This window comes from Streptomyces sp. CRCS-T-1 (assembly GCF_024442335.1).
Classification (GTDB): domain Bacteria; phylum Actinomycetota; class Actinomycetes; order Streptomycetales; family Streptomycetaceae; genus Streptomyces; species Streptomyces koelreuteriae.
In genome coordinates, this window is record NZ_CP101651.1 from 3,528,328 (window position 1) to 3,546,870 (window position 18,543).

The window sequence follows — 18,543 nt, forward strand, 5'->3', positions numbered from 1 at the left end:
GCTACTGCCCGCCGGGCCGTCCGCCGTCCTCGGTGTGGGTACAAGGCCCGTACCCTGGAGCTGTGCCAAAGACGAAAAAGGCGAAGCGCGACAAATCATCGGGCCCCGCGGTGTCCGACGAGAAGGGCCTCGACTTCGCCCGCGCGTGGGTGGAGTTTCCTGATCCGGCGGACGACGAGCAGGTCTTCCGCTGCGATCTGACATGGCTGACCTCTCGCTGGAACTGCATCTTCGGCAGCGGCTGCCAGGGCATCCAGGCCGGCCGCGCGGACGACGGGTGCTGCACGCTGGGTGCCCACTTCTCCGACGAGGACGACGAGAAGCGGGTCGCCGAGCATGTGGCGAGGCTCACGCCGGACATCTGGCAGAACCACGCCGAGGGCACGAGCAGCGGCTGGATCTCCGAGGACGAGGACGGCGACCGGCAGACGCGCCCCTTCCAGGGGTCGTGCATCTTCCAGAACCGGCCCGGCTTCGAGGGCGGCGCGGGCTGCTCGCTGCACATCCTCGCCCTGAAGGAGGGCCGCGAGCCGCTGGAGACCAAGCCGGACGTGTGCTGGCAGCTGCCGGTGCGGCGGACGTACGAGTGGATCGACCGGCCCGACGACACGCGGGTGCTGCAGGTGTCGATCGGTGAGTACGACCGACGCGGCTGGGGTCCGGGCGGGCATGACCTGCACTGGTGGTGCACGTCGGCGACCTCGGCGCACGGCGCGGGCGACCCGGTGTACGTGTCCTACCGGCCGGAGCTGATCGAGCTGATGGGCAAGGCCGGGTACGACCGGCTGGTCGAGCTGTGCGAGGAGCGGCTGGCGTCTCAGCTGCCGTTGCTGGCGCCGCATCCGGCTGATCCGGTGGACTGACCTGCGTTGACGTCGGCTGAGCCGCGTCGATGTCGGCCGGCGTGCGTCTATGACGTGGGCGGGCTCGGGTCGTCGCCCTCCGAGGGCGGGGACGTCGAGTCCGGCGGGTCGGTCGGGTCCGGGTCCGGGGCCGTGTGCGTCGGGTCCGGGTCGGGTGACGGGGGCGGGGTGGTCGGCGTCGGGTCGGGGTCGGGCGCCGAGGTCGTGGGCGTCGGGTCGGGCTGGTGCGGCGGCGGGTCGCTGGGGTGGGGGTCCGGGCCGGGGTCGGCGGGGGTGGGCGCGGTGCCGAAGCCCTCGATGTGGACGACGGCTCCGACGGGTGCGATCGCCACCTGCGCGTGCCAGGGGCCGGAGGGCTCCCGCAGATGGTCGACGTACACCTTGATCGTCAACGACTCGCCGGGCCGGAGCGTTCCCGAGGACTGGCTGAGGTAGAGCCAGTCGGCTCCCGTGGAGGCGGACCAGCGGACCGGGGCGGACCCGGTGGCGGCGAGCGTGATCAGGGTGGTGTCGCCCGTGTTGTCCGCCGTGACGTCCAGCGCGCCCGCGCGGCCGGCGCTCGCGACGCCGAGGACCTCGACAGACACGTCGGCCTTGCCGTTCTTGCCGAAGCGGGGGCCGGGTCTGGTGCTCGCGTTGCCGGTGTTCTCGTAGCCGCCGCCCGCCATCTCGCCGTCGAGGCCGAGCGGGTCGTCCACTTCGAGCGCGGAGGCGGAGCGGCCGTCCTGCGCCTCGCCCACGGGAGTGCCCCGGTAGGCGGCCCACAGGGCGAGCACGGGGGCGGCCACGACGGTGGCGACGACGGTCGTGGTGACGGCACGCGCGCGGAGACGGTCCCGTCGGGCGGCGCGGTCCTTGGGGTCCATCGGATAGCCGCGCCGGTCGAAGCGGGGGGCGGCGCCACGCGCGCGTGGCGGGTGGGCCATGGCGACGTGCAGGGCCGCGAGGGGCGCGGGCAGGACGGGCAGCGCGGCGGGCGTGACGCTGGTGCCGGGCCAGCGGCCGGGCATGGCGCGCTCGGCGGTGCGGCGGCAGCGCGGGCAGTCGTCGACGTGCCGGACGAGTTCGCGGCGCAGGGCCGTGCCGAGCACGAGCCGGTCGTCGCCTACGAGGTGGGCGACGCTCGGACACGCCCCGGTCTCGACCACGGCGAGGGCCGCACGCGTGCGTTCGACCTCGCAGGCGGCGGAGGCGAGCAGGTCGCGGGTGGTGGCGAGGTCCATGCCGAGGACGGCGGCGACCTCGTGGGCGGCGAGGTGGTGGCGCACGGCCAGTTCGAGCGCCTCCCGCTGCTCCGGGGTGGTGCCGGCGGCCTCCGGCCAGGCCAGCAGGGCCAGTTCGCCGCGACGCCGCTCCTGGACCTCTTCGGAGACCGGGGCGGCCGGGGGGTCGGGGCGCTGGACACGGCCCGCGGCGTGGCTGCTCGTACGTTTCTGCTTGGCCTCGGCCAGCCCTCGCAGGCACGCCCAGCGGGCCAGTGCGTACAGCCAGGCCCTGCGGTCCGCGGGCGCCTCGGGGACGTGCCGGCCGCGGCGTTCGGCGAGCGCGAGGACGTCGCCCAGGGCGGCGGTCGCGGCGTCGTGGTCGCACAGCACGGACAGGCAGTAGGTGAACAGGCCGTCCAGGTAGGGCTCGTAGCGCGCGGGCGGCCGCTGCACCAGCGTGCGCGCCGCACCGCGGTCACGCGCTTCCCGGTGCGCCCGGTGGGCGCCGGCCGAGCGGGTCGAGATCTCCGGCGTACTGCTCGTCATTCGGCGACCGTAGGGGGCCGGGAGTGTTACCTTCCGGCGGCTTGAGCACATTTAATCCGTACGGGTGAAACGATCCCTCAATAGGGGACAGGAACCTGTCGTTCCGCCGTCGGCGCGGGGTGGCGGGGGCCCTGGCGGGCGGCCGGCCGCGCCCTCCGGTCCCCGCGGTGTCAGTGCCTGCGGCTACGGTTTCGTCCATGGCTGCCCGTACGAAGACCACCAAGGACCGTCCGTCCTACCGCTGCACGGAGTGCGGGTGGCAGACGGCGAAGTGGCTCGGCCGCTGCCCCGAGTGCCAGGCCTGGGGGACGGTCGAGGAGTACGGCGCGCCCGCGGTCCGTACGACGGCACCGGGCCGGGTCACCAGCTCCGCCCTGCCCATCGGCCAGGTGGACGGCCGGAGCGCGACGGCCCGCACCACCGGCGTGCCCGAGCTGGACCGGGTGCTCGGCGGCGGCCTGGTGCCCGGCGCGGTGGTGCTGGTCGCGGGCGAGCCGGGCGTCGGCAAGTCGACGCTGCTGCTGGACGTGGCGGCCAAGTCGGCGAGCGACGAGCACCGCACGCTGTACGTGACGGGCGAGGAGTCGGCGAGCCAGGTCCGGCTGCGCGCCGACCGGATCAAGGCCATCGACGACCATCTGTACCTGGCCGCCGAGACGGATCTGGCGGCGGTTCTGGGCCACTTGGACGCGGTGAAGCCGTCGCTGCTGATCCTGGACTCGGTGCAGACGGTGGCCTCCCCCGAGATCGACGGCGCGCCCGGCGGCATGGCCCAGGTGCGCGAGGTCGCCGGGGCCCTGATCCGGGCCTCGAAGGAACGCGGCATGTCCACCCTGCTCGTGGGCCATGTCACCAAGGACGGCGCCATCGCGGGCCCGCGTCTGCTGGAACACCTCGTGGACGTCGTCCTGCACTTCGAGGGCGACCGGCACGCCCGCCTCCGCCTCGTACGAGGCGTCAAGAACCGCTACGGCACCACCGACGAGGTCGGCTGCTTCGAACTGCACGACGAGGGCATCACGGGCCTCGCGGACCCGAGCGGACTTTTCCTGACACGTCGGGCCGAACCGGTCCCGGGCACCTGTCTGACCGTCACCCTGGAGGGCCGCCGCCCCCTGGTCGCCGAGGTCCAGGCGCTCACGGTCGACTCGCAGATCCCCTCCCCGCGCCGCACCACCTCGGGCCTGGAGACCTCCCGGGTCTCGATGATGCTGGCGGTGCTGGAACAGCGCGGCCGGATCAGTGCCTTGGGCAAGCGGGACATCTACTCCGCGACGGTCGGCGGGGTGAAGCTCTCGGAGCCCGCGGCGGATCTGGCCGTCGCCCTCGCCCTGGCGAGCGCGGCGAGTGACACACCTCTCCCCAAGAACCTGGTCGCGATCGGTGAGGTGGGCCTCGCGGGTGAGGTGCGGCGGGTCACGGGCGTGCAGCGCAGGCTGGCGGAAGCCCACCGTCTGGGCTTCACACACGCCCTGGTACCGGGCGACCCTGGCAAGATCCCCGCGGGTATGAAGGTTCTGGAAGTCTCGGACATAGGGGACGCGCTGCGGGTCCTTCCGCGCTCCCGTCGCCGAGAGGCCCCACGGGACGAGGAGGGTCGCCGGTAGACTTTGCCCAGGTCTCGCCCGTCCGTGCGAACCAAGTGTGCGACACGGGGCGCCCCAGAACCTGCGACCGGAGGAGTGCAGTGGCAGCCAACGACCGGGCAGCAGCTCCCGGAAAATCCGGTGGGAGTGCCGGTACCGATGGCCTGATGCGCGCTTCACTGAGCGCCGTGGCACCCGGAACCGCCCTGCGTGACGGCCTGGAGCGCGTGCTCCGGGGCAACACCGGCGGTCTCATCGTGCTGGGCTCCGACAAGACGGTCGAGGCGCTGTGCAGCGGCGGTTTCGTGCTGGACGTCGAGTTCACGGCGACCCGGCTGCGCGAGCTGTGCAAGCTGGACGGCGGCATCGTGCTGTCCTCGGACCTGTCGAAGATCCTGCGCGCGGGCGTGCAGCTGGTCCCGGACCCGACGATCCCCACGGAGGAGACCGGCACCCGGCACCGCACCGCGGACCGCGTGAGCAGGCAGGTCGGCTTCCCGGTGGTCTCGGTCTCCCAGTCGATGCGGCTGATCGCCCTGTACGTCGACGGCCAGCGCCGCGTCCTGGAGGACTCGGCGGCGATCCTGTCCCGCGCCAACCAGGCCCTCGCCACCCTGGAGCGCTACAAGCTCCGCCTCGACGAGGTCGCGGGCACGCTGTCGGCGCTGGAGATCGAGGACCTGGTGACCGTCCGGGACGTCTCGGCGGTCGCCCAGCGCCTGGAGATGGTGCGCCGCATCGCCACGGAGATCGCCGAGTATGTGGTGGAGCTGGGCACCGACGGGCGCCTGCTGGCCCTCCAGCTCGACGAGCTGATCGCCGGTGTGGAGCCCGAGCGTGAGCTGGTCGTCCGGGACTACGTGCCCGAGCCGACCGCCAAGCGGTCCCGTACGGTCGACGAGGCGTTGGCCGAGCTGGACGCCCTCACCCACGCCGAGCTGCTGGAACTGCCCATCGTGGCGCGGGCCTTGGGGTACACGGGCTCGCCCGAGACCCTGGACTCGGCGGTGTCGCCGCGCGGCTTCCGCCTCCTGGCCAAGGTGCCCCGGCTCCCCGGCGCGATCATCGACCGGCTGGTGGAGCACTTCGGCGGCTTGCAGAAGCTGCTCGCCGCGAGCGTCGACGACCTCCAGACGGTGGACGGCGTGGGCGAGGCCCGGGCGCGCAGCGTACGCGAGGGGCTGTCGCGGCTGGCGGAGTCGTCGATCCTGGAGCGGTACGTCTAGCCGTCAGGCGTCTTCGGCGCTCGCTGACGCGTGAGGGGGGTGTTCCCGGTCGGGAACACCCCCCTCACGCATGAAGGCCAGGCGGCCTCCTGAACGACAAGCGGCTAATCGTTCTTCAGGACGAACGAGGTCTGCACCTTGGCGTAGCCCGGAGCCTTGGCCTCCACCAGGTACGTGCCCGCTCCGGCCGAGCCCGAGGGAGGCGTGGCGCACTCGGGGGCGCTGGGCCCCCGGTCCCACTTCAGGGCGTAGGTGATGCCGCTGCCCGCGGGGACGCGGTAGAGCCGGCTGCCGGTGGTCCTGGGGCAGTCCTTGGAGGACCAGTAGTCGTCGTCGGCGCTCGCCTCGGCGATGGTGAACACCGCGTTCTTCGGCCCGAGATCGATCTTGCAGTCGTGGCCGGAGACGTTCCGCGCGGTGAGCAGGAAGGTGGGCGTCTGCTCGGGGTCGTAGCTGTTGTGCTGGCTGCGCAGGCTGAACTTGACCATGCTCGCGGTGCAGTTGGGCAGCATGGAGCCGGCCGGCAGTGTGTCGCCCGCGCCGACGCCGCCCACGGTGGTACCGCCGTCGTAGCCACCGGCACCGCCGGAGCCGCCCGAAGCGCCCGCTCCCTCGGACCCGCCGGTGCCGGAACCGCCGCCGGAGCCCGTGCCGGTACCGCCCCCGGCTCCGCTGCCCGAGCCGTCACCGGAACCGCCGCCGGACCCTGCCCCGGACCCGGACGAGGAGCCGCCCGAGCCCTCGTCGCCCGACTCGTCGCGCCCGCCCGGCGCTTGGCTGATCGCCGGGCCGGAGTTCGACGGGCCAGGTGTGATGGAGGGCGCGGGATTCTTGCCGTTGGCGCCGTTGTCGCGGTCCTTGCCGCCATCGCCGCCCATGGTCACGAGCCAGGTGGTCAGCAGCGCCAACAGGGCAGCCACGGACACCAGTACGACCCTCCGTCGCCAGTAGATGGAGGAGGGAAGCGGCCCGACCGGATTGCGCAGAGATCCCACGGCGCAAACCTTACGAGAGATCAGCGCGTTAGCCGGTCCCACCCGCCGCTCAGGCTCACAACTTTTCCGGATCATCATGCCGGAAGCAGCTGTCCCACCCCTGTCTTTCGTCAGATACGGCACCCGACGATCGCTGGGTGTGACGGGATCGGCTCGTCACCTACCGTCCGTGACCATGGACTTCGAGGACACCGCGCTCTACCGCGACATCACCGACTTCGCCGACGGCTCCCCGCTGTGGATACGGCACGGGGCCGAGTTATGGACGGAGGCCGGACTGCTGGTCTTCGCCCTGCTGTTCGCATCCGCCTGGTGGCGTGCCCGCCGCGACACCCCCCGCGCGTTCGCGATCGCGGCCCTTGCACCTCTGGCCACGGCTGTGGCGTACGTGTGCAGTGAGGTGCTCAAGTCCGCTGTCACACAGGAGCGTCCGTGCCGGGCGGTCGCCGGTGCGGCGGTGTCCCTGGCCGAGTGTCCGCCGCACGGCGACTGGTCCTTCCCCTCCAACCACGCCACGATCGCGGGCGCCGCGGCCGTCGCCCTGGCCCTGGTCCGGCGCGCCCTGCTGTGGCTGACGGCCCCGCTCGCCCTGCTGATGGCCTTCTCCCGGGTCTACGTCGGCGTGCACTATCCGCACGACGTGGTCGCGGGGCTCGCCCTCGGCACGCTCGTCGCCCTCGTCGCCGTACGGCTGGGCACGGGGCCGATGACGCGGCTGGCCGGGGCGATGCGCGGCTCGCCGACAACGGCCGCGCGGTGGGTCAGCGGGCCGGGCCCGGCACCCGTGCCGTCGTACGGGGCGCACGCACGGCACTGAGCCGGTAGGCACGCGCGGCCCTAGCCGGACGCACACGCGGCCCTGAGCCGATGGGGTGTCACGATTCCACCAGTCCCGCCTCGTACGCCACGATCGCCGCCTGCACACGGTTGCGCACGCCCAGCCGCTCCAGGACCGCGCTCACATACGCCTTCACCGTGCCCTCGACGAGGTGCAGCCGGGCGGCGATCTCCGGGTTGGACAGGCCCGCGCCGACCAGGCCGAGCACCTCGCGTTCGCGGGGGCTCAGGGCGGACACGCGGGCCCGTGACTGTGCCTCGCGGGTGAGCCGGCCGCCGCCGAGGCCCTCGTCGATGACGTACCGGGCCACCTTCGGCGACAGGAACGCGGCGCCCGCGGCCACCGCCCGTACACCGGCGATCAGTTCGTACGGGTCCCCGGACTTCAGCAGGAAGCCGGTGGCGCCGCCGCCGAGGGCGCGGGTGACATAGGCGCCCTCGGAGAAGGTGGTGAGCATCGCGACGGCCGTGCCGGGCGCGGTCCGTACGATCTCCTCCGCCGCCGTGAGGCCGTCCAGGCGCGGCATGCGGATGTCGAGCAGGGCCACGTCCGGGCGGTGGGCGCGGGCCAGCTCGACCGCCTCGCGGCCGTCGCCCGCCTCGGCGACGACCTCCGTCTCGTCGTCACTGCCCAGGATGGCGCGCACCCCGGCCCGCACCATCGTCTCGTCGTCGGCCAGCAGCACGCGGATCACTGTGAGAACTCCTCGTATTCTTCCCGGCCTTCGCCGGACCGGCCGGCGCGCGGGACCACGTCCTTGGTGACGAGCCGCCCGGCGTCGAAGCACAGTCTGAAGTGGTCGACGGAGACGAACAGCTCACCGCTCGCCCGGTAGTAACGGCAGTCGGCACCCTCCGGTGCCGGTGTCGCCGCCCGCTCGACGGGCGGGTCGTTCACATCCCGGTCGGGCAGCACGCGCTCGACGTCGGCGGCCGGGGCGCCCGGGCGGAGGGTCGCGTACGCGGCGGGTGCGAGCACCGAGTGCTTCTCCACGTACGCGTACCAGCCGAAGGCGGTGCCGACGAGGACGACGCCCACGCCGGCCGCGAGGCCGAGGCAGAGGGCCACGCGGCGGCGGGCGTGGGTGATCGGGGCGAGGGCGGGGCGTGGCGGTCCGGTCGCGGTCCGGTGTGCGGGGACGTACGCGCTGACGCGGAACCCCTCCCCCTGCGGGCCCGCTTCGAAGGTGCCGCCGGCCGAGGTCACCGCGGCGCGCAGCCCGAGCAGGCCGGTGCCGCCTTCGGAGGGCCGGGAACTCGGCTCGGTGGGCGAGCCGTTGGTGAGCGTGACGGACGTCCCCTCGTCCCGCCCGGTCACCGCCACGATCACGGGGGCACCCGGTGCGTGTCGTGCCGCGTTGGTCAGGGCCTCCCGGGCCACTCGGTACAGCAGCCGTTCGGCGAGGTCGCCGGGGGCCGTGTGCGGGTCCCGCGTTGCGGGTTGTGCCCAGCGCACCGGGAGTCCGGACTCCGCGGCGCGGGCGACGAGTTGTTCCAGGGTCTCGCCCGCGGGGGTCAGCGGTGGGGGCTCGTCGTCGTCCTCGCGCAGGACGCCGATGATGCGGTGCAGCCGGTCCGTGGCGTCGGCGGCCGCGCCGCGCAGTTCGGCCGCCGCCGTCCGGTGTTCGTCGGCGAGGCCGGGGGCGAGCTGGAGGGCGGCCGCGCGCAGGGCGATGAGGCTGAGCTCGTGACCGAGGGAGTCGTGCATGTCCTGGGCGATCCGGGAGCGTTCGCGCAGCCGGGCGCGCTCCTCGGTGAGGCGTTGCTCGTCCTCCAGCCGGGCCGCCCGCAGCCAGCCCTCCGCGGCCAGCTCGCGGCTCTGGCGCCAGTAGCGTCCGCCGAGCCAGGGGAAGACGCAGCCGAAGAGCAGCGTGCCCGTCATGACCAGCCACTCGGGGACCGGGTCGAGTCCGACGAGCACGATCCGCGCGGTGCCCGCGCAGCCGACGGCGGCGAAGCACAGCGCCGCGGGGCGGGCCCGGCCCGCGCGCAGCCCGAGGAGCAGGGCGGACGTGCCGAGGGCCGGGCCGTAGGAGGCGGTGAACAGGGATGGGGCTGCGGTCAGGCTCAGGGTGGCTGTCAGGCCGAAGGCGGCGAGGGGCAGCCGGCGGGACAGGGCGGCGGCAGCGGCCAGCACCGCCGCGCCGGCGGCCTGCTGCCAGAGCGTGCGCGGCTCGTTCAGGCCGATCCGGTCCGCCGTGAGCGCGGGGAGGACCAGGGCGGCCCAGAGGAGGGCGCCCCGGGCGAGCCGGGCCGAACGAGGACGTTCCATTCGGCCGACGCTATCGGCGGGCGGCGGGGCGGCACTGCTGCCGATCGTCAGGTACCTCGCCCTCTCGGGTCGCGGTGTGCCCGATTCGCGGCTCCCGCGTGGCAGGATCGAATGGCCATGACTGCTCCCACGAACACCCCGCGCACCAGCTCCGGCCCCACCGACACCGCGTCCGGCCCGCCGCCGGGCGGGGACCTGCACTCCCCCGTCATCGACTGGTTCGACGACAACGCCCGCGACCTGCCGTGGCGGCGCCCCGAGGCCGGGGCGTGGGGCGTGATGGTCAGTGAGTTCATGCTTCAGCAGACGCCGGTGAGCCGCGTCCTGCCCGTCTACGAGCAGTGGGTGGCCCGCTGGCCGCGCCCCGCCGACCTGGCCAAGGAGGCGCCCGGCGAGGCCGTCCGGGCCTGGGGCCGACTCGGCTACCCGCGCCGCGCGCTGCGGCTGCACGGCGCCGCCGTCGCCATAACGGAACGGCACGGCGGTGACGTACCGGCCGACCACGCCCAGCTGCTGGCGCTGCCCGGCATCGGCGAGTACACGGCCGCCGCCGTCGCCTCCTTCGCCTACGGGCAGCGGCACCCGGTGCTGGACACGAATGTGCGCCGGGTCTTCGCCCGCGCGGTCACCGGCGTGCAGTACCCGCCGAACGCCACCACCGCCGCCGAGCGCAAACTGGCCCGCGCGCTCCTCCCCGAGGATGAGCCGACCGCCGCCCGCTGGGCCGCCGCCTCCATGGAGCTGGGCGCGCTCGTGTGCACGGCGAAGAGCGAGTCGTGCCACCGCTGCCCGATCGCCGCGCAGTGCGCGTGGCGGCTGGCGGGCAAGCCGGAGCACGACGGGCCGCCGCGCCGCGGCCAGACCTACGCGGGCACCGACCGGCAGGTCCGCGGGCGGCTGCTCGCCGTACTGCGGGACGCCCACGCCCCGGTTCCGCAGGCGGCGCTCGACCGCGTGTGGCACGAGCCGGTGCAGCGGGCGCGCGCCCTGGACGGCCTGGTCGCCGACGGCCTGGTCGAGCCGCTGGCGGGCGGGATGTACCGGCTGCCGCTGACCTGACGTACAGGCAGATGACAGCCTCGGGTCTCCCGTAACGACGACACAGGGTGGACAAATCACCCCATAACCGCCTCAACACCCCCATCGCTGCACCCCGTTACGACGTCCGTTACACAACCGACGGACAGCCGAGTGCTAGCCGAAGGCTGCTTCGGACAGCGCCGTGACAACGCCTCCGTACCTTCAGATGCGTTCCCGGAAGACACGGGACGACCAAGGAACACAGGCAGTGCACGGGCGGCGGGGAGCCGGCCCGAACGGGGAAACGGGAGGCGGTTCACCATGGCGCAGGGCGAGGTGCTCGAGTTCGAGGAGTACGTCCGCACCCGGCAGGACGCACTGCTGCGCAGTGCTCGCCGCCTGGTCCCGGACCCGACGGACGCACAGGACCTGCTGCAGACGGCGCTGGTGCGGACCTACGGCCGCTGGGAGACCATCGAGGACAAGCGGCTGGCGGACGCCTACCTGCGCCGGGTCATGATCAACACGCGGACCGAGTGGTGGCGGGCCCGCAAGCTGGAGGAGGTCCCGACCGAGCAGCTCCCGGACGCCTCGGTCGACGACGCCACCGAGCAGCACGCGGACCGCGCCCTGCTGATGGACATCCTGAAGGTGCTCGCCCCGAAGCAGCGCAGTGTCGTGGTCCTGCGACACTGGGAGCAGATGTCCACGGAGGAGACGGCCGCCGCCCTCGGTATGTCGGCCGGAACGGTCAAAAGCACGCTGCACAGGGCGCTCGCCCGGCTCCGTGAGGAGCTGGAGTCCCGCGACCTGGACGCACGCGCGCTGGAGCGTGAGGAGCGGGAGCGGTGCGCGGCCTGACCGGCGAGGGGTCCCCACGGACCCGGGGCAGCATCCAGGCGGTGAGCACGGCATCGGCCGTGGTCACCGCCCTCGCCCTTTTCGTGTCCGGGTGCGGTGCCGGCGGCACCGGCGCCCGTGACGAGGGCCCGGCGCACGCCGACGCGGTGGCGGGCGCCACCGCGGCCACTCCCTCGGCCTCCCCGTCCAGGACGCCCGACACCGTGAACGCGGTCCGGCTCGTCAAGGACGACCCCGAGGTCTCCCCCGAGGTGAAGCGCGAGCTGAAGCCGTGCGTGGCCGACGAGTATCCCGTCGACGTGTCCTACGGCAAGCTGACCGGCGGAACGGCCGACGATGTCGTCGTCAATGTGCTGACCTGCGGTGACGCGGTGGGTGTGGGCAGTTATGTGTATCGCGAGCGGGACGGCTCGTACGAGAATGTGTTCAAGGCCGAGGAACCCCCGGTCTACGCGGAGATCGACCGCGGCGACCTGGTGGTGACCAAGCAGGTGTACGACAAGGGCGACCCGGTGTCGAGCCCCTCCGGGGAGAACGTGATCACGTACAGATGGGCTTCCGGCCGGTTCAGCGAGAAGTACCGCACGCACAACGACTACGGCAAGGTCGTCGGCGACAGCCCGTCGCCGGTGCCCGCGAGCTGACGCGGGCGAGGCGTGTGTGAACCGATCGGGCCGCTCGGACCGATCTCTGGGTGAACGCGATGCACGGTCCGTGCGTCCCCTGAGAGGACGGACCGTGCGTCCTTGAGAAGCACACCCCTACGACCCACACGAGGACTGAGAGCACCGGGATGGCAGACCAGACCCACGTTCTGTTCGTCGAGGACGACGACGTCATCCGCGAGGCCACACAGCTCGCCCTGGAACGGGACGGCTTCGTGGTCACCGCGATGCCCGACGGCCTGTCGGGACTGGATGCGTTCCGCACGGACCGCCCCGACATCGCGCTGCTGGACGTCATGGTCCCCGGCCTCGACGGGGTCAGCCTGTGCCGCCGCATCCGGGACGAGTCGACCGTGCCGGTCATCATGCTGTCGGCGCGGGCCGACTCCATCGACGTGGTGCTGGGCCTGGAGGCGGGGGCCGACGACTATGTGACCAAGCCCTTCGACGGGGCCGTGCTGGTCGCCCGGATCCGCGCGGTGCTGCGCCGCTTCGGGCACGCGGGCGGCGGCAGGGCGCAGGAGCCGGACTCTCTCGCGAGCGGCGGGATGCTGGCCTTCGGGGATCTGGAGGTCGACACCGAGGGCATGGAGGTCCGCCGGGCCGGGCAGCCGGTGGCGCTGACGCCGACCGAGATGCGGCTGCTGCTGGAGTTCTCCTCCGCGCCGGGCACGGTGCTCTCCCGCGACAAGCTGCTGGAGCGGGTGTGGGACTACGGCTGGGGCGGGGACACCCGGGTCGTCGACGTGCATGTGCAGCGGCTGCGGCAGAAGATCGGCCAGGACCGTATCGAGACGGTCCGTGGTTTCGGCTACAAGTTGAAGGCCTGAGCAGGGGTTATGAGGGGGCATTTCCGGCGCCTGGTCGCCACGGGCGTGGAACGCGCGGGGATCCGTACGGGCCTGAGATGGAAGCTGAGCGCGGCCATCGCGCTGGTCGGCGCGCTGGTGGCGATCGCGCTGAGCCTGGTCGTGCACAACGCGGCGCGGGTGTCGATGCTGGACAACGCGCGCGACCTCGCCGACGAGCGCATCATGATCGCCCAGCGCAACTTCGAGCTGTCCGGGCGAATGAACTTCCCCAACACCAAGATCGACGACCCGGATCTGCCGGAGGCCCTGCGGGACCGGGTCGAGGCGGGCCAGCGGGCGACCTATGTGGCGGACCGGCCGGGCGGCTCGCCGGACATATGGGCCGCCGTCCCGCTGAAGAACGGGCATGTGATGTCCCTGCACTCGGGCTTCACCGACCGCAGCTCGGACATTCTCCAGGACCTCGACCAGGCCCTGCTCATCGGGTCCATCGCGGTCGTCCTCGGCGGCAGCGCGCTCGGTGTGCTCATAGGCGGGCATCTGTCGCGGCGGCTGCGCAAGGCGGCCGTCGCGGCCCACCAGCTCGCGGGCGGCGAGACGGACGTGCGGGTGCGGGACGCCATGGGCGGGGTCGTCCGGGACGAGACCGACGACCTGGCGAGCGCGGTGGACGCCATGGCGGACACCCTGCGGCAGCGCATAGAGGCGGAGCGGCGCGTCACCGCCGACATCGCGCACGAGTTGCGCACGCCGGTGACCGGGCTGCTGACCGCGGCCGAGCTGCTGCCGCCGGGGCGCCCGACCGAGCTGGTGCTGGACCGGGCGAAGGCCATGCGCACGCTCGTGGAGGACGTGCTGGAGGTGGCGCGGCTGGACGGGGCCTCGGAGCGGGCGGAGCTGCAGGACATCATGCTGGGCGAGTTCGTCGCCCGGCGGGTGACGGCCAAGGACCCGGCCATCGAGGTGCGGGTGGTGCACGAGTCGGAGGTCACGACCGACCCGCGGCGCCTGGAGCGGGTCCTGTTCAACCTCCTGGCCAACGCGGCCCGGCACGGCAAGCCGCCCATCGAGGTCTCCGTCGAGGGCCGGGTCATCCGGGTCCGCGACCACGGCCCCGGCTTCCCCGAGGACCTGCTCGCCGAGGGCCCGAGCCGCTTCCGCACCGGCAGCACGGACCGCGCCGGGCACGGCCACGGCCTGGGCCTGACCATCGCGGCCGGACAGGCCCGGGTGCTGGGCGCCCGGCTGACCTTCCGCAACGTCCGCCCGCCCGGGACACCGGAGCATGTGCCGGCCGAGGGCGCGGTGGCGGTGCTGTGGCTGCCGGAGCACGCGCCGACGAACACGGGGAGTTATCCGATGCTGCCGGGGGCGCAGTCGTAGCGCCGGTTCTCGCGGACCGGACCTCGCGGATCAGCAGGACCAGTCCTGGTCCATGTCGAGTCCGCCTTCGCGGGGCTGGGTGAAGGAGAACCAGTTGCCGGAGTCGTCGCGGAACAGTGCCTCCGTGCCGTAGGGGCGCTCCTGCGGCTCCTGGAGGAACTCCACGCCGCGGTCCTTGAGCTTCTTGTAGTCGCCGTGGATGTCGTCCGTGGTCAGCACACCGGCGCCGAGCGCTCCCTTCGCGACGAGTTTCCGGACCATCTCGGCGGACTCGGGGTCCATCGCGGGGCCGCCGGGCACCATCAGGGTGAGCTCGACGTCGGGCTGGTCCGGCGAGCCGACGGTGAGCCAGCGCATGCCGCCCTCGCCCATGGTCATGTCCGTACGGACCTCCAGGCCCAGTTTCTCCGTGTAGAACTCCTTGGCCCGGTCCTGGTCGAGGACCCAGACGGTCGAGATGGCGAGACCCTTGATCATGGCGTGCTCCTGCTGCTCGGCGGCCGGTTCGTGCGTGCCCTGCCACGGTAGGCAGCGGGGGTGTCAGCCCGCTTCTCCGGAATTGCGCTCCTTGCCCGCGCCGGGCGCGGAGCGGAAGCCGCCGGCCCAGAGCATGGCGTAGCAGCCGGGGATGAGGGCGGCTCCCCGGCCGACGTGTTTGGCGCGGTACTCGCTGGGGGTGAGGCCGGTCCAGGTCTTGAAGCGGGCCGAGAACGTGCCGACGCTGCTGAAGCCGACCAGGTGGCAGATCTCCGTGACGGACAGGTTCGCCGTGCGCAGCAGGTCCTCGGCGCGTTCGATGCGGCGGTGTGTGAGGTACTGGCCGGGGGTCTCGCCGTAGGCCTCCTTGAAGGCGCGGATGAAGTGATACCGCGAGTACCCGGCGTGCGCGGCGACGGTGTCCAGGTCCAGCCCGGGATCGGCCCAGTCCCGGTCCATGGCGTCCTTGGCGAGCCGCAGCTGCCGCGTCTTGTCCATGACGTCGATGGTGGCACGGGGGTCCGACAGCGGCACCGGCCTCGCGCCCGGGCACGGCGAAGGCCCCGGGCGGGTGGGCCGTCCGGGGCCTTGTGTGAGGGGCTGGAGCGGGTCGGAAGGGGCTGGGGCAGGTCAGACGGCCTCGACGACCGGTGTCTGCGCGGCCGGGCCGTCCGCCTTGTCGTCGTCCGACGCCTTCGGTCCCGCTCCCCGCAGCGGTACCTCCGTGACGAAGACGGCCGCCGCGAGTGCGACCACCGCCACCACGGCTCCGAGCAGGAACGCCGAGTGGATGCCGGCGGAGACCGCGTGCTGGTAGGCCTCGCGGGCCAGCACCGGGAGCTTGGCGAGGCTCGCCTTGTCGAGCTGGGCCGACTGTTCGGTGACCTTGGAGCCCAGCGCCCCGGCCCGCTCGGCCATGACGTCCTGGACCCGGCTGTTGAACAGCGCGCCCATGATCGCGACGCCGAAGGAGGAGCCGAGGGTGCGGAAGAGCGTGGTGGACGAGGACGCGACGCCCATGTCCTTCATCTCGACGCTGTTCTGCGCGACCAGCATGGTGATCTGCATCAGACAGCCCATGCCGAGCCCGACCACGGCCATGAAGACACCGGAGGTGAGGCGGGAGGTGCCGGTGTCCATCGTGGAGAGCAGATAGAGGCCGACGATCATCAGGACGCTGCCGAGGATCGGGAAGACCTTGTACTTGCCGGTGTTCGTGGTGATCCGCCCGGCGACCATCGAGGTGACGAGCATCGCGCCGAGCATCGGCAGGAGCAGCAGCCCGGAGTTCGTGGCGGAAGCGCCCTGCACGGACTGCTGGTACAGCGGCAGGAAGAGCGTGGCCCCGAACATCACGAAGCCGGTGATGAAGCCGATGACCGACATCAGCGTGAAGTTGCGGCTGCGGAAGATGTGCAGCGGCACGATCGGCTCGGCGGCCTTCGTCTGCCAGAACACGAACCCGACGAGCGCGGCGACCCCGATGCCGATCAGCTCCATGATCCGCGCGGAGCTCCAGGCGTACTCGGTGCCGCCCCAGGTGGTGACCAGCACGATCGCGGTGATGCCGATGGTCAGCAGGGCCGCGCCCAGGTAGTCGATCCGCGCTTCGGAGCGCTTCTTCGGCAGGTGCAGGACGACACTGACGGCGGCGAGCGCGACGACGCCGAGGGGCAGGTTGATGTAGAACGCCCAGCGCCAGCCCCAGTGGTCGGTGATGGTGCCGCCGACCAGCGGGCCGCCGATCATCGCCAGCGCCATGACGCCGGCCATCATGCCCTGGTACTTGCCGCGCTCCCGGGGCGGGATCAGATCACCGATGATCGCCATGACGCCGACCATCAGACCGCCGGCACCGAGGCCCTGGACGGCACGGAAGCCGATCAGCTCGCCCATGTTCTGGGCCATGCCGCTGAGCGCCGAGCCGATCAGGAAGATGACGATGGACGTCATGAACGTGCCCTTGCGGCCGTACATGTCGCCGAGCTTGCCCCACAGCGGGGTGGAGGCCGCGGTCGCGAGCGTGTAGGCGGTGACGACCCAGGAGAGGTGTTCGAGCCCGCCCAGCTCACCGATGATCGTCGGCATCGCCGTACCGATGATCATGTTGTCGAGCATCGCGAGCATCATCGCGATCATCAGCGCGAGCAGCACGACCCGTACGCTCTTCGGCTGTTTCTCCCCGCTGCCGGCGCCGACCGCCGGTGTGTCCGTCGTGTCCGCCATCGCTTCCCACTCCCCCAGCTACCGCTACGTATCTGCAGCTACTGCTACTTACTTGCCGACCGGCTAGTGACTACACTCGGAAGTTAGCTCCGGAACTAGCCGGGCGTCAAGTAAGTTTTATGGAAAGCGGGGCGGCGTAGGAGGATGGGCGGCACCATGGACGGCACCAGGCAGCGGCGCCGCGGGAACACCCGCCAGCGCATCCAGGACGTGGCCCTCGAACTCTTCGCGGAGCAGGGCTACGAGAAGACGTCCCTGCGCGAGATCGCCGAGCGCCTGGACGTCACCAAGGCGGCGCTCTACTACCACTTCAAGACGAAGGAAGAGATCCTCGTCAGCATCTTCGAGGACCTCACGCAGCCGATCGACGACCTGATCGAGTGGGGCCGGAGCCAGCCGCACACCCTCGACACCAAGCAGGAGATCGTCCGCCGTTACGCCGAGGCGCTGTCCCACGCGGCGCCGCTGTTCCGCTTCATGCACGAGAACCAGGCGACGGTGCGGGAACTGCAGATCGGCGACTCCTTCAAGGAGCGCATCCGCAGCCTGCGGGACACCATCATCGACCCGGACGCGGACCTGGTCGACCAGGTCCGCTGCGCCAGCGCGCTCTTCACGCTGCACGCCGGGATGTTCCTGCTCCAGGAAATGGAAGGCGACCCCGAAGAGAAGGACAAAGCCGTCCTCGAGGTCGCCACCGAGCTGGTGACCCGGGCCCACCGGGGAGCCGAGGGCTCCTAGGGGCACCGCCGGTCAGGGCGTGGTCGTCAGACCTTCACGCCGTTGGCGCGCAGGAACTTCACCGGGTCGACGGCCGAGCCGTAGTTGGCGGTCGTACGGATCTCGAAGTGCAGGTGCGGACCGCTCGAGTTACCGGTGCTGCCGGACTTGGCGATCTCCTGGCCGGTCTTCACGATCTGGCCGACGTTCACGGTGACCTTCGACAGGTGGGCGTACTGGGAGTACGTGCCGTTGCCGTGCTTGATCACGACGGCGTTGCCGTAGGCGGGGCCGTCACCGGCGCCGTTGCCGCCGGCCTTGACCACGGTGCCGCCGTGGGCGGCGACGACCTGGGTGCCGGTCGGGACGGCGAAGTCCTGGCCGCTGTGGGTGGACTGCCACATGCCGCCGTTCTGGGCGAAGCTCGCGGAGAGCTTGTACTTCTTCACCGGGTCGACCCAGGACGGCTTGGCCTTCTTGGCTGCGGCCTTCTTGGCAGCCGCCTTCTTCTCGGCCGCCTTCTTCGCGGCGGCGGCCTTGGCGGCCTTCTCAGCCTTCACGGACTCGGCCTTGGCGTGCTTGGCCTGGGCGGCGGCCTGCGCCTGGACGGCACTGGCGGCGCCGGACGCGGACGTGGTGTCGGCGGCGGACGCGACCCCGGCTCCCAGTGCGACCGAGACGCCAAGGCCGGCGGCCAGCACGGTCGCACGGGTGCGGAGCTGGGACGTACGGGAAGAACGGGACGTGACGCGCTTGGACATCGAAACCTCGTGTGGAAGGGGACGGAGAAACCACCCGGCGCACAGACGCTCGCCGAATGGCCATCCCTTGGTAACCCGAAGCCCGACA

18 protein-coding genes are annotated in these 18,543 nt (G+C 72.2%); 10 read left to right on the plus strand and 8 right to left on the minus strand.

What is annotated here, in order from left to right; translation table 11 throughout:
- Window positions 1–62 precede the first annotated feature (62 nt).
- A complete protein-coding gene (locus NNW99_RS15735; RefSeq protein WP_215119782.1) occupies window positions 63–863 on the plus strand; it encodes a hypothetical protein in 801 nt (266 codons plus the stop codon).
- A 47-nt stretch (window positions 864–910) separates the two neighbouring features.
- Here NNW99_RS15735 and NNW99_RS15740 read toward each other — a convergent pair whose 3' ends face one another.
- Window positions 911–2,614 (minus strand): sigma-70 family RNA polymerase sigma factor, encoded by a 1,704-nt coding sequence (locus tag NNW99_RS15740; protein ID WP_215119783.1) that lies wholly within the window; start codon window positions 2,612–2,614, stop codon window positions 911–913.
- A 197-nt stretch (window positions 2,615–2,811) separates the two neighbouring features.
- On the opposite strand from NNW99_RS15740, the gene radA reads away from it, so the two are divergent.
- Both radA and disA read left to right on the plus strand, forming a co-directional pair.
- Window positions 2,812–4,221, plus strand: a complete 1,410-nt coding sequence (radA, locus tag NNW99_RS15745; RefSeq protein WP_215119784.1) for a DNA repair protein RadA — start codon at window positions 2,812–2,814, stop codon at window positions 4,219–4,221.
- A gap of 80 nt (window positions 4,222–4,301) precedes the next feature.
- A complete protein-coding gene (gene disA / locus NNW99_RS15750) occupies window positions 4,302–5,426 on the plus strand; it encodes a DNA integrity scanning diadenylate cyclase DisA (protein WP_215119785.1) in 1,125 nt (374 codons plus the stop codon).
- Window positions 5,427–5,530: 104 nt separating this feature from the next.
- Here disA and NNW99_RS15755 read toward each other — a convergent pair whose 3' ends face one another.
- Window positions 5,531–6,421 (minus strand): hypothetical protein, encoded by an 891-nt coding sequence (locus NNW99_RS15755; RefSeq protein WP_215119786.1) that lies wholly within the window; start codon window positions 6,419–6,421, stop codon window positions 5,531–5,533.
- A 175-nt stretch (window positions 6,422–6,596) separates the two neighbouring features.
- Here NNW99_RS15755 and NNW99_RS15760 point away from each other — a divergent pair, with 175 nt between their 5' ends.
- Window positions 6,597–7,238: a phosphatase PAP2 family protein gene (locus NNW99_RS15760; protein ID WP_215119787.1), complete on the plus strand. Its 642-nt coding sequence runs from the start codon at window positions 6,597–6,599 to the stop codon at window positions 7,236–7,238.
- A 58-nt stretch (window positions 7,239–7,296) separates the two neighbouring features.
- Here NNW99_RS15760 and NNW99_RS15765 read toward each other — a convergent pair whose 3' ends face one another.
- On the minus strand, window positions 7,297–7,953 hold the full coding sequence (locus NNW99_RS15765) for a response regulator transcription factor (protein WP_215119788.1): 657 nt from the start codon (window positions 7,951–7,953) through the stop codon (window positions 7,297–7,299).
- Window positions 7,950–9,530, minus strand: a complete 1,581-nt coding sequence (locus tag NNW99_RS15770; protein ID WP_215119789.1) for a sensor histidine kinase — start codon at window positions 9,528–9,530, stop codon at window positions 7,950–7,952. The genes NNW99_RS15765 and NNW99_RS15770 overlap by 4 nt, the downstream gene beginning before the upstream one ends.
- A gap of 117 nt (window positions 9,531–9,647) precedes the next feature.
- Between NNW99_RS15770 and NNW99_RS15775 the strand changes: the two genes are divergently transcribed.
- From NNW99_RS15775 to cseC, 5 genes are all read left to right on the plus strand, one after another.
- Entirely contained in the window at window positions 9,648–10,589 is a 942-nt protein-coding gene (locus NNW99_RS15775; RefSeq protein ID WP_251057814.1) for an A/G-specific adenine glycosylase, read from the plus strand.
- Window positions 10,590–10,871: 282 nt separating this feature from the next.
- Window positions 10,872–11,411 (plus strand): SigE family RNA polymerase sigma factor, encoded by a 540-nt coding sequence (locus NNW99_RS15780; protein ID WP_030251439.1) that lies wholly within the window; start codon window positions 10,872–10,874, stop codon window positions 11,409–11,411.
- Window positions 11,399–12,055, plus strand: a complete 657-nt coding sequence (locus tag NNW99_RS15785; protein ID WP_215119790.1) for a hypothetical protein — start codon at window positions 11,399–11,401, stop codon at window positions 12,053–12,055. The genes NNW99_RS15780 and NNW99_RS15785 overlap by 13 nt, the downstream gene beginning before the upstream one ends.
- A gap of 149 nt (window positions 12,056–12,204) precedes the next feature.
- Entirely contained in the window at window positions 12,205–12,906 is a 702-nt protein-coding gene (gene cseB / locus NNW99_RS15790) for a two-component system response regulator CseB (RefSeq protein ID WP_215119791.1), read from the plus strand.
- Window positions 12,907–12,915: 9 nt separating this feature from the next.
- Window positions 12,916–14,271 (plus strand): two-component system sensor histidine kinase CseC, encoded by a 1,356-nt coding sequence (cseC, locus tag NNW99_RS15795; RefSeq protein WP_215119792.1) that lies wholly within the window; start codon window positions 12,916–12,918, stop codon window positions 14,269–14,271.
- Between the two features lie 30 nt (window positions 14,272–14,301).
- On the opposite strand, the gene NNW99_RS15800 is transcribed toward cseC, so the two are convergent.
- The 3 genes from NNW99_RS15800 to NNW99_RS15810 form a co-directional block, all read right to left on the minus strand.
- Window positions 14,302–14,748, minus strand: a complete 447-nt coding sequence (locus tag NNW99_RS15800) for a VOC family protein (protein ID WP_215119793.1) — start codon at window positions 14,746–14,748, stop codon at window positions 14,302–14,304.
- Between the two features lie 63 nt (window positions 14,749–14,811).
- Window positions 14,812–15,246, minus strand: a complete 435-nt coding sequence (locus NNW99_RS15805) for a helix-turn-helix transcriptional regulator (RefSeq protein ID WP_215119794.1) — start codon at window positions 15,244–15,246, stop codon at window positions 14,812–14,814.
- A gap of 132 nt (window positions 15,247–15,378) precedes the next feature.
- Window positions 15,379–16,974 carry an MDR family MFS transporter gene (locus tag NNW99_RS15810; protein WP_215119795.1) on the minus strand — a complete coding sequence of 532 codons (1,596 nt, stop codon included), beginning with the start codon at window positions 16,972–16,974 and terminating at the stop codon, window positions 15,379–15,381.
- Between the two features lie 144 nt (window positions 16,975–17,118).
- Here NNW99_RS15810 and NNW99_RS15815 point away from each other — a divergent pair, with 144 nt between their 5' ends.
- On the plus strand, window positions 17,119–17,715 hold the full coding sequence (locus NNW99_RS15815) for a TetR/AcrR family transcriptional regulator (protein ID WP_215119796.1): 597 nt from the start codon (window positions 17,119–17,121) through the stop codon (window positions 17,713–17,715).
- A 26-nt stretch (window positions 17,716–17,741) separates the two neighbouring features.
- Here NNW99_RS15815 and NNW99_RS15820 read toward each other — a convergent pair whose 3' ends face one another.
- The gene (locus tag NNW99_RS15820) at window positions 17,742–18,455 is read right to left on the minus strand and encodes a M23 family metallopeptidase (protein WP_215119797.1); all 714 of its coding nucleotides are present in this window, start codon (window positions 18,453–18,455) and stop codon (window positions 17,742–17,744) included.
- Between the last annotated feature and the right edge of the window lie 88 nt (window positions 18,456–18,543).